Below are 12,081 nucleotides of genomic sequence, written 5' to 3' on the forward strand. Positions count from 1 at the left end.
TTAGGCCAAGATAATCAGCCTAAGGGATAAGATTTAATTAGCGACAAAATTAAAAAGCTTTCCTTTTACATAGATCGCTTTTCTTAATGTTAATCCATCGAGGTGTTTAGAAACATTAGGTTCATTTAATGCAATCTCCTTGATTTCATTTTCTGACATGTCAGCTGCTACGTTAATCTTAGCTCTAACTTTGCCATTGACTTGTAGGACAATTTCTTTGGTTGTCTCGACTAAAGCCGATTCGTCAACTTTTGGCCACGCTGCGTTATCAATTGCATTAGTATGACCTAATTTTTGCCATAGTATAAAAGCAGCATGTGGCATAAATGGATTAAGCATCAAAATCATTATTGATAACGCTTCTTGCATTAATGCTCTATCTTGTAAAGACTCTTGAGGTGCTTTATACAGATGATTTAAAAGCTCCATTATAGCAGCTATTGCGGTATTAAATGCTTGTCTTCTATTAATGTCATCGGTGACTTTAGCTAACGTTTTATGAATTTCCCTTCTTAAGTTTTGCTGTTCAACTGTTAATGCAGAAACATCAAGTGGATTACAAGCGCCTTTGTTGGTATGTTCATAAACAAGCCTCCACACACGCTTTAGGAATCTATTAGCACCTTCAACCCCTGATTCTTGCCATTCAAGGGTCATTTCTGGTGGTGCTGCAAACATTACAAAGAGTCTGACTGTATCTGCGCCATATTTTTCTACCATCTCTTGTGGATCTATGCCGTTATTTTTTGATTTAGACATTTTACTCATGCCAGCATAAACTAACTCTTTACCTGATTTATCTTTAGCAGAAACAATTCGGCCTTTTTCATCTTTTGTCACTGAAACGTCTAAAGGCGATACCCATACTCTTTGACCTGAATCACCAACGTAATAAAACGCGTCAGCTAGAACCATACCCTGGCAAAGTAATTTTTTCGCCGGCTCATCTGAGCTAACAAGGCCTGCATCGCGGAGTAACTTATGGAAAAATCTAAAATAGAGTAGGTGCATTATGGCATGTTCAATACCACCAATATATTGATCAACAGGTAACCAATAGTTTGCAGCTTTCGGATCTAACATGCCTTTATCATATTGCGCTGAAGTATATCTCGCATAATACCATGAAGATTCCATGAAAGTATCAAAGGTGTCTGTTTCTTTTAAAGCCGGCATACCATTAATTGTAGTTTTAGCCCAATTAGGATCTGCTTTTATTGGGCTAACAATCCCATCCATAACAACATCTTCAGGTAAAATTACAGGGAGCATGTCTTCAGGCATCGGTACTTGAGTACCATCTTCTAAAGTAGCAATAGGAATTGGAGCGCCCCAATAACGTTGTCTAGAAACACCCCAATCACGAAGTCGGTAATTTACTTGTTTTTCTCCTTTACCTAGTTCTATTAAGCGAGTGGCAATCGCATCAAATGCTTCTTTTGAACTTAACCCATCAAAATCACCAGAGTTAAAGAGTACACCTTTATCAGTCATTGCTTTTTCACAAAGATCTGGTGGGTTATTTTCAGCATCTAAAATGACTGGGTTAATATCGAGGTTATATTTTTTTGCAAATTCAAAATCGCGCTCATCATGAGCGGGAACAGCCATTACAGCACCAGTACCATATTCCATGAGAACGAAATTTGCTACCCAAATTGGAATTTTTTTACCTGTTATTGGATGAATTACAAAAAGACCTGTCGCCATGCCCAATTTTTCCATAGTTGCCATGTCCGCTTCAGCAACTTTGGTTGTTTTACATTCATCTAAAAATTTTGCTAAAACAGGAGCAGATGCCGCGGCATATTTTGCTAATGGATGTCCTGCAGCTACAGCAACGTAAGTCACACCCATAAAGGTATCAGGTCTAGTTGTATAAACAGTTAATTGATTTAATTGTTTGTCGGTAATTCCATCAACATCGAATGTAATATTCACACCCTCTGAGCGGCCAATCCAATTTCTTTGCATTGTTTTAACTTGTTCAGGCCAATCATCAAGCTTATCAAGATCATTGAGTAATTCATCTGCATAATCAGTGATTTTAATAAACCATTGAGGAATTTCTTTTCTTTCAACCTGCGTATCACAACGCCAGCAATGACCTTCAATAACCTGTTCATTTGCTAAAACAGTTTGATCATGTGGGCACCAGTTAACAGCAGATGTCTTCTTATAGACTAAACCTTTTTCAAATAGTTTGGTAAAAAACCATTGCTCCCAACGGTAATAATCAGGATCGCAAGTGGCAAATTCTCTACTCCAATCATATCCAAAACCGAGTGCTTGAAGTTGATTTTTCATATACTCAATATTTTCATATGTCCATGGAGCTGGGGCTGTATTGTTTTTAACTGCAGCACCTTCTGCCGGTAATCCAAATGCATCCCAACCAATAGGTTGGAGTACGTTTTTTCCTTGCATCCTTTGAAATCTAGAAACTACATCACCAATGGTGTAGTTACGTACGTGCCCCATGTGCAAGCGACCTGAGGGGTAGGGTAACATTGAAAGACAATAGTATTTTTCTTTTGACTCATCTTCAACGACATTAAATGTTTTATTGTTAAGCCAATATTGCTGTATATCTTTTTCTAGATAGCGATGATGGTACTCATCATTAAGAGTTTGTGTTAAGCGGTTAAAAAGCTCATTGTGAGCAAAAGCTGAACTCGAGTTTTGAGATGATGTTTGCGTAACTGTCACAGAAAAATCCTTCTAAATAAAATATTGAGGAAACACTGAGTAAGAGTGTGTTATCGAAATAATGATAAAACAATTATACCTTATAAGATGAATTGAATCAGCTAATAATTTCGACTATTAGTTAGTAAAGATACACATTGAAAAACGTGAAATATAGGTGCATGTGGAAATTTTGAACTCGAAAATAACACCTAAAAATCGAATTAACCTATATCTGCCTTTGCGCGCTATATTTTATAATTATTTCTTAGGTTAAAAAGGGTCATTTTTGAACCTCGCTATTCCATATTACGCATTAAGAAATCTTTTGTTTTAGGTTGAAAAATCAACTTTTAGCTATTTTTTGTCATGCATACTTGAATGTTTAATTTAAAATCAATTGCCTACTGGTAGAATAGTGTAATTTGGTTCTATTATCGCAGTAAGCGATAGTGTGCTGTGAAGTTAGTTATTAGGTTGCTAGGATGCTTTACCTAAGATGGTGGTAGGCCAAACTACATCGGCTAGCAAGAGTTGGTGTTAAATCGGCTCCAACTGCGTTATGTAAGAGATATCGTTGTGAGCGTGGAGTTAAAAGGCAATGATAAATTGTCAGATGCGGAGTAATAAGCTGAATGAAAATAAACCACTGATGAAGTGTCGTTAGACATAACTGTGATGTCAAAACTGCGTTCTCTACTACAACACACTAACAAAACTAGGCGTGACTTGCAATAACGGCTTAGTTGGCTCACCGGCATAGAAGTGGCAGGAGATTAGTACAGGCTTAGGTAAGGAACTCAGGAAGATGTTGCCCCTGATGCTAAATGAACGGCTATAAAGGTGAACCCTGAAGGCTAAATAATGATGCAGGGCGCATTGGCAGATTGTCTTATAGTAGCGTTGAAGTCTCTGTAATGGGGATGGAGCGAAGGGGGCAACTAATCCGTTTTGATTAATTAAGCAACTTGAATTATAAGGATGATGTAGTTGAACAAATCAAAACCCTTTTCAATTAGTAAATGGAAAGTACTAGAGGCTTGGCAACGTGTAAAAGCGAATAGAGGGTCTGCAGGCATCGATAAAGTGAGCATTGATGCCTTTGAACTAAATCTGGGGTAGAATCTATATGAAATTGGGAATCGAAGGAGCTCTGGCAACTATTTTCCACCACCTGTAAAGCGTGTTGAAATTCCAAAATCGGATGGCAAGATGCGCCCATTTGGTATTCCGGCTTATATGGACTTATTCCAATTGGTCAGAAAAATAAAAGATTTTTAACTAAAATTGAATGCTTCCAGATATCCGGCTTCTTTGTAGGCTATTTTAGCCTGATCACAGGATGAAATTCGTACATGAGATCTTATCAGTTAGATGGCTTTATTGCTAGGGAGTCTTAGTGTAAAACAGATTTTTCTCATGTCGGTTCGATCAGTTAATCACTTTATCTTTATTATGCGCAATCTGTTGGATTGTCTTTAATATTTACCTCTTTTCTATAGCAAAAAAATCCCTTCTTTTAATTTTATCTTAGTCGCTGAAGCCTTAGCGTGTTTTGCTTGCTAGGACTAAGGCCCCTGCAAGAGTATCTGCTTTATCGCGCGTCATTTAGGCGGCCTCCTTAATCGTCATCGCACAGTAATACTCAGTGTTTTTATGCAAAACAGCCCACACCATCCTCGCCGTTTTTTTAGCCAAAGCGACCGCTACTACATTCATCTGCACTACCTTGGCACTACCTTGGCACTACCTTGGCACTACCATGCTGATTGATTAAAATTTCTAGTTTTTTAATGTTTTCATCTAGTTGTTCTAGTAATGCCTTTAGAACAGAAATTGCTTCTTTTAAACTGCCTGGTATTTGCGAATCTTGGGCTAATGCTTCGCTTTTGAGTTTATATACATGGGCTCTTCCTCGATTAGCATGGTATATAAATTCACTTAATAATCCTCTGGTGACATAAATACAGGCAGTACGTGCTTTTACGTAATTTTGTCGCATTTTATGGATAGCAAGATAGCCTTGCTGTGTCTCATTTTTCATCCTAACAAATTTCATATGGGAACTACCAACTGCTTTAGAGATAGCATCGCCTTTACGCATAAAATTTTTAGAATTAATCACATAGGTATTTATTTTTTGTGGTGCTATCAATGTTAGTCGGCATGAGTTAAATCATAATCATACATTCGCTGCTACCGAGTATTACAAAAACTTACTATATTGACGATAAAAATGATGTCAATTTAAAAAAAATTCTATCAATGTAATTTTGTGATGATTAATTGAATTAAATGCGGTAAAATAGCCTAGTAGTAAAACTAACGTTAAATTAAACATCGATTGACTAAAATGCAGCCTTTTATGGGTGTTTTTTTATTTACATTGGACTCTTATGTATCATCCCATCTCATTATTTGTCGCTATTCGATATATAAAAGGTCGACCTACTGACCGGTTTGCTCGTTTCGTATCATTTTTTTCAACGATTGGCATAACTCTTGGCGTAATGGCTCTTATCGCTGTGACTAGTGTAATGAATGGGTTTGAAAAAATGCAAGAAGAAGCCCTATTACGTTTTCAGCCACATGCATTACTTTCTTCCGTTGACGGTTCTCTCCAACTAGATAAAAATTCTCTTTCCGCAACTCCAGAATTGGATGAATTTCTCAATATCAACATCAATAAAAAACTCATCAACCATACAGAATCAATTGTTCAATCTCAAGTTATACTTCAAAGTTCTAAGGGGATATCATCATCTTTGATGCTAGGAGTCTTACCTCAAGATTTTGAACCACTTTTTGATTATTTTGAAGGAATAGATTCAAATGTTCTTGAAGAAGGTAAATTTAATGCGGTATTAGGATACGCACTGGCACAACAATTAAATGTTACAATAGGTGATGAAATACGAATCTTAGTCCCTAGTGTAAGTCAAATAACTCCTTTAGGTAGAATCCCTAGCCAAAGAAAATTTACTGTTGCAGGTGTCTTTTCTTCAAATAACCAGGTTGATAGTCAACAGCTCTTTGTTAATAAAGCTGATGGTGCAAAATTAATGCGTTATAAAGAAGGGCGAATAACGGGATTAAGACTCTTTTTAAATAGTCCGCTTGAAATTGCTAAGCTAGATTCCTCTATGCTCAATGATAAATGGATTCTTTCCGACTGGAGAGAGCGTCAAGGGGAATTGTTTCAAGCAATTAAAATGGAAAAAAATATGATGGGTTTGCTCTTAAGCCTGATTATTGCGGTGGCTATATTTAATATTTTCACCTCACTATGTCTTATTGTTTTAGAAAAGCAAAATGAAATAGCAATCTTGCAAACCTTAGGAATAAAACAAAGACAGCTACTAAGCATTTTTGTCATTCAAGGAGCTATGAGTGGTATTTTAGGTGCACTTATTGGTGGTTTGCTCGGCATTTTACTTTGTCTTTTTATCAATGATATCCCATTAATCGCTCAATCTATAGGAAGGGAGCTCCCCATGGCATTCGATATAAAGCAGTTTATTTCTATTATACTGAGCGCTATTATATTAGCACTTTTATCCGCATTGTATCCCGCAATTAAAGCATCCAAAATTTTACCAGCGCAAGCACTCAGATATGAATAATTTAAAGTAGGAACATATGTCTTCATCAAAAAATAGTGAACTTTTTAGCTGTAAAAAAATAGTTAAAACATATCATGATGGTGCACATGAAACAAAAGTGCTAAATGAAATTGATTTTTCTATGCCCCATTGTCAAATGTTGGCTATCGTTGGTAGTTCAGGCTCAGGAAAAAGTACCCTTTTACATATTTTAGGTGGACTAGATACAGTAACATCAGGTCAAATTTTATTTGATGGAGAAGATATTTCTGCTTTTAGTAATGATAAAAGGGCAAATTTAAGAAATAAACACATTGGATTTATTTATCAATTTCATCATCTGCTCCCTGATTTTTCAGCGATTGAAAATATTGCTATGCCACTACTTATCAGTGGTGTTTCTCCAACTATTGCACAAGAAAAAGCAAAAAAATTGCTAGACCAAGTGGGTTTAAGTCATAGAATAAAACATAGGCCAAGTGAATTATCCGGTGGAGAGCGCCAAAGAATTGCTATCGCAAGGGCGTTAATTAATGATCCTTTAGTTGTTTTAGCAGATGAACCTACGGGTAATCTAGATAGAACTAATGCGGACGAAATATTAAAGCTAATTAAACATATAAATGAAGAACGCAAAACAGCTTTCTTAATTGTAACTCATGACCTAGAACTAGCCGAAAAAATGGAACGTCAATTAGAAATGCGTGATGGTGTTTTGACAAAAGAGGCCTCGTTATTGAAAAAATTCTCAACTAAGGATCCATTCTAATGTTGTCATTGCCTTTTTCTTTGGTTACTGCACTAAGGTTTAGCCGAGCAAAAAAAAGAGGTCAAATGATCTCATTAATTTCTTTTTTTTCAACTCTGGGGATTACTTTAGGTGTGGCAGTTTTAGTGATTGGTTTAAGTGCCATGAATGGATTTGAGCGAGAATTGAATAATAGAGTGCTTGCAGTAATCCCTCATGGAGAGATCAAATTAATTCAACCAGCGCAAATCTCTTTAGAAACTCTTGCAAAAAGAGTGGAAAATAACGCAGGTATAGTGGCAACAGCACCTTTTAGTTTAATGACAGGTTTAATTGAAAATGGGACAAAAATAGAAGCCATTCAAATAAAAGGGATAGAACCAACCAAAGAATTTCAAATTAGTGCATTACCAGAATATGTCACCGAAGGAGGTTGGAATCAATTATCCTTGACACCTAATAGTTTAATATTAGGATCAGCAATTGCAAATAAAATTAATGCCTCAGTGGGGGATATGGTAACTATAGTCATCCCTTCAATCAGCCCTGATAATAAATTACAACAACCAAAAAGAATTCGATTAGAAATTGTGGGTCTTATGACTTTAGGTGGCACAATTGATCAAAATTTGGCTTTAATTAATTTCCAAGATGCACTTACTTACCAAGAAGAAGGAAATTTAAATGTTGGTGTAGGAATTAAGGTCGATGACCCTTTTAAAGCTGGAACTGTAATTAAAGATGCAGCTTATAGCATTGGTACCCCTTTGCAATATGACTCTTGGGTAAGACAATACGGATACATGTATGATGATATACAGTTAATTCGAACCATTATGTATTTTGCAATGATTCTTGTGATGTCAGTAGCTTGCTTTAATATTGTTTCTACACTTGTTGTGGCCGTAAAAGAAAAAAGTAAAGACATTGCAGTATTAAAAACGCTAGGCGCTACAGATAAGTATATTTTAACCATTTTTCTGTGGTATGGCCTGTTATCTGGTTTTATTGGGAGCGTTTTAGGTATAGTTTTCGGTGCTATTTGTGCTCTGTATTTAACTGATCTTATAAAATTACTAGAAAATATTTCTGGTGTTGATTTTTTATCCGGGGATATCTATTTTGTGGATTTTTTACCTTCTGAATTACACTATTTAGATTTAGTTATAGTATTTACAACTTCAATTGTATTGAGTCTTTTAGCTAGTATATATCCAGCAAAACGCGCAATAAAAATTGAACCTGCTCGAATTTTAAGTGGTATGTAGATTTTTTAATTAACATGAATTAACCATTGGTGAGATAACTTATATGAAAATAAAAAGACGTCCTAGCATAAAAAATCATGGTGTATTGAAGAATAGAAAAAAGAGACTATTGCAGCAGCAAAGATATCGTTCTGTTGTCTATTTAAAATCTTCTGATTTAAGGTTTGATTCAATTGATTGGCAATTAGTAGAAAATATCAACTAATAACGCTTTGCTATATCTAAAGAGTATGGAAATATTCATTGTCATTCGAATTATTTATTCTTTATTTCAATGAATAATGATACTTTATTATTGTTTATTTATGCAAATATGATGTAATAAAAAAATTGGCTTTTAAGTTAATACCTTTTTAGAACCATCAAATTACATAATCAGGTAGTATAGAGTTTACTGAGGGTTTTTGGGTTTTGATATTCTTAGCAATTCCCAAAGAAAATATTTCGAAGATAAAAGACCTTTTTGGAGTTTTTAAGGTACTGATTAGTCCAAACAGAAAGAAAATTTCTTGAGATATATTATTTGATCCTTGAATTCACTAGTTAAAATCATTTTGTAATTACGAACAGAAAACATAGCGCTTGTTTTATTTAGAGCGTGAGATTTTGACATGCATCGGCGACCACATCATAATAAAAGCAATTTCAATCGTGCTTCTAAATATAAAAGCGCTATTTCTCTTATCCACTACTTTTCACTTAAAGCACTTATTTATTAAAATCTTACGTGTATATAATTTTTGTTCGCTTAATATCAATAGCTCTTAGTGATTTACAGTTAACTAAACAACAAAAAAATTAAATGACTGAAATAATATAGTAGGAGTAAATGAGCGTTGTATTTAAATCAACCCTATCTTTGCAATGATTTTATTTCTTAAAGCCATTATATTTATATATCTTATCCAGAGCAAACGGGATAATTTTATACATTTTTAATCTCATGTTTGGATTAATGTTAAGTTGATATTTATTATGGAATCCATCATGAATGAATCATCAACTTAATATACAACATAGATAAGCTTGGTATTCAGTCACTTAAAAGCCCCTAGAAGCTATAGCGAAGCATGCCGATGCTTGCAAAGTTTTTTTCTCACTTTTTTAAATCTCTCTTCTGGTATCCCTAGTGCTGATCCTTTCCTCAATGTTCTAAATAGAATTAACCCAGTCGAATTTATTGAGTGTTTTAATTGACGGATTAAAACAATTAAGTATCACTGTAAAGATATCATTGCCATTGAGTGGAAAACTCTCTGAGATACTGTTGACAAAATGAATGGCGCTAAAGCTATACATGTTGTTAATGCTTAGTTAACCCAAAATCAACTTGGTTTAGACAAATACGTGTCAATTGACAGTCAATGATAAATTAAATGAAATCACTACAATTCCTTAACTATTAAAAATATTAGATTTTAAAGGCGCAACGGTTATAGTAGCTGCAATAGGATGCCAACATGCTATTGTAGATCTCATTGTTTCATCAAAAGCTGACTACGTCGTGTTTCTTAATGAAAATTAAGGAAGTCAGAATTAATGTGTTCGATTATTTTTAGAAACTGAATTGTCCCAGAAAATTTCTTCCACAAGCCATGAATATTATTACAAAGTAAATAGTGAGTACGGAAGAATAGAAGAAAGGCATGTATGGATGATCGATAGTATTGAGTGGCTAAAAGAGAGACATTCAGTAGGGAAAGGAATTAATAGCATTATCATTGTCCAATCAATTCGTGAAATGAAAAATCAGCCTGAAACTAAATCTGAAGAGTTACGTTTTTACATTTTAAGCCATAAAAAAAGATGCTAGATGGATAGTTAATGCTAACAGAAAGCAATGCCTGGTAAAAAATAATCTTCATTGGCAATTAGATGTTAGCTTTAGAGAGGATGAGCTCCGTTTACGTAGTGGTCATCTAGCTGAAAACTTTTCTTTTATGAAAAAACTCACTACAAGCTTATTGAAAAATAAAAAACACTGAAAGCGAGTATTAAAATTAAAAGAATGTTTGCTTGTGCTAGGAACGAATTTTTATTAAAAGTTTTAAGTGCAAGCAATTTTACTGATTAAAACTCACCCTTTTGCCCTGATATCTTATGATTTGAGTAGTAATTGAATGATTGCGTTTTCACTTTAGTTTTCTACCAAGTCCTGGAAATTTATAATAGATAACTCCAAGCAATTGATAAATAGTAGCATTTTGAGTGCTTGTCGGTTGGTTAGGTTTTTGATGTAAATTATCTTATTGTTGAATATTTAAAAATAAATAGTAAAATATTGTAAGTGCAATATTTATTTGTGACGATTGATTACTCATTTAAATTGCATTTACTTATAATTACTTCAATAAACATAAATAGGAAATATTATGAAATTTTTTAAGCTGTCTTTAATTAGCGTTATTCTATGTAATGCATTGCTACTAGTTGGGTGTGATAATGACAAAACTAATAACACTAACGAAGATAAAAATTCGAGCCAAGCAGAGACATCGACGACGGAAGTAAAAGCGACAGGTTACCCAACAGCTAAATATAACGCTTATATTGAATATATTGACTTTTACAGACGTAGTTCTATGTCAAGACCTAGCATAGGAGGGCTTTCAAGTGCTGAAATGTTGAGAAATGGAGATTTTAAGGAGATGCATAATGGTACTGCAGATCATTACAAAAATAAGGCCTCATACCTCCAAGATAGAATATTAAATAAATTTCAGGGAAGTATACAAGAACTTGATTCTGCAGCACAATCGATTGTTTCGAGCATCAATGCTGCTCAGGCTGATTTTTTAGAACTCGAAACTTATGTTACCTCGCGTAAATATGAAGATGATAATGGAGCTTTAGGTAAAACGCTAATGGAAAAAGTACTACCCCATTTAAAAGCGATAGATGCAGCTGAATTAGCCTTTGAAATAGCACTAGACAAAGAAGGTAGAAGATTAGAAGAACAAGATTTAGCAGATCTTAAAGCGTCAGGTAATATCCTCGGATATAATGCACTTGCTTCAATTTCCCAAGGTGGAAAATTGACAGAAATGATTGCAGAAGATCCAGAAACTGTATTAGCCAATCCTAGCAATTTAGAAATGATGAATAATCAAATAGTTGAGATTGAAGGTTATTTGTCTGAGATTAAAAAAGTAGCTAACGCTGAAACACCAGATAGTTTTAGACAAAAGAAAATTAATGATTTTTATGATGATACTCAAAATTTTATAGGGGCATATAGAAATACTCGTTCAAATCCAAAAGGATTTAATGCTGGCAATGAAGTATTAGATGCTTATAACCAGATGATATATAGTTATAATGATCTTATGAAATACAATCTCTAAGAGGCAATGTAACTCTAACATGATCTACATATAGTCGCGCGCCCCTGATTACTTGTGTAAGTTAATAGGGGCCAAGGTCGCTAAATTAAGGTTTGAATTTGTTCCCTTGATAAAACCTGTATTCATACGTTAAAAAAATTATATTAACCCCCACTGACTATCTGAAAAATCTATCTTGGCGTAATATTTACTCTGTCATAATATGTTTTCATAAACCAATTATAAATGGATGATAGCACTTAACCAATGTTTTTCACTTTAAAGGCTTGTTTATTAGCCACTTTATTTACACTTAAATTTTTTCGCTAAATGTCAACAGCTACTAAAAAATGAACAGTAAATTGTAAGTTAAATCTAATTGTATTTAATTCATAATATTAGGTGTGTAGTGGTCAACTAATTTAGGACACTTTCTTAGAGGTTTCAAGATA

Annotated in this window: 9 protein-coding genes; 7 read left to right on the forward strand and 2 right to left on the reverse strand. The window is 34.3% G+C overall.

Translation table 11 applies throughout. The features are described 5' to 3' along the window. Positions 1–33: 33 nt before the first annotated feature. A complete protein-coding gene (leuS, locus tag ACFFIT_RS07280; protein ID WP_385876996.1) occupies positions 34–2,709 on the reverse strand; it encodes a leucine--tRNA ligase in 2,676 nt (891 codons plus the stop codon). Positions 2,710–3,678: 969 nt separating this feature from the next. Between leuS and ACFFIT_RS07285 the strand changes: the two genes are divergently transcribed. Next, a complete protein-coding gene (locus ACFFIT_RS07285; RefSeq protein ID WP_385876997.1) occupies positions 3,679–3,810 on the forward strand; it encodes a hypothetical protein in 132 nt (43 codons plus the stop codon). A 613-nt stretch (positions 3,811–4,423) separates the two neighbouring features. Here the strand turns inward: ACFFIT_RS07285 and ACFFIT_RS07290 are convergent. After that, entirely contained in the window at positions 4,424–4,843 is a 420-nt protein-coding gene (locus ACFFIT_RS07290) for a hypothetical protein (RefSeq protein ID WP_385876998.1), read from the reverse strand. A gap of 241 nt (positions 4,844–5,084) precedes the next feature. Between ACFFIT_RS07290 and lolC the strand changes: the two genes are divergently transcribed. From lolC to ACFFIT_RS07320, 6 genes are all read left to right on the forward strand, one after another. Further along, positions 5,085–6,311: a lipoprotein-releasing ABC transporter permease subunit LolC gene (gene lolC / locus ACFFIT_RS07295; protein WP_385876999.1), complete on the forward strand. Its 1,227-nt coding sequence runs from the start codon at positions 5,085–5,087 to the stop codon at positions 6,309–6,311. 16 nt (positions 6,312–6,327) lie between these two features. Beyond that, positions 6,328–7,059 carry a lipoprotein-releasing ABC transporter ATP-binding protein LolD gene (gene lolD, locus ACFFIT_RS07300; RefSeq protein WP_385877000.1) on the forward strand — a complete coding sequence of 244 codons (732 nt, stop codon included), beginning with the start codon at positions 6,328–6,330 and terminating at the stop codon, positions 7,057–7,059. Continuing rightward, on the forward strand, positions 7,059–8,306 hold the full coding sequence (gene lolE, locus ACFFIT_RS07305; RefSeq protein ID WP_385877001.1) for a lipoprotein-releasing ABC transporter permease subunit LolE: 1,248 nt from the start codon (positions 7,059–7,061) through the stop codon (positions 8,304–8,306). The genes lolD and lolE overlap by 1 nt, the downstream gene beginning before the upstream one ends. Before the next feature lie 43 nt (positions 8,307–8,349). Next, a complete protein-coding gene (locus ACFFIT_RS07310; RefSeq protein WP_385877002.1) occupies positions 8,350–8,511 on the forward strand; it encodes a hypothetical protein in 162 nt (53 codons plus the stop codon). A gap of 1,362 nt (positions 8,512–9,873) precedes the next feature. Next, on the forward strand, positions 9,874–10,119 hold the full coding sequence (locus ACFFIT_RS07315; RefSeq protein ID WP_385877003.1) for a hypothetical protein: 246 nt from the start codon (positions 9,874–9,876) through the stop codon (positions 10,117–10,119). Between the two features lie 559 nt (positions 10,120–10,678). Beyond that, the gene (locus tag ACFFIT_RS07320; protein ID WP_385877004.1) at positions 10,679–11,650 is read left to right on the forward strand and encodes a DUF3829 domain-containing protein; all 972 of its coding nucleotides are present in this window, start codon (positions 10,679–10,681) and stop codon (positions 11,648–11,650) included. Positions 11,651–12,081: the final 431 nt, after the last annotated feature.

Source organism: Thorsellia kenyensis (assembly GCF_042432445.1).
Taxonomy (GTDB): domain Bacteria; phylum Pseudomonadota; class Gammaproteobacteria; order Enterobacterales; family Thorselliaceae; genus Thorsellia; species Thorsellia kenyensis.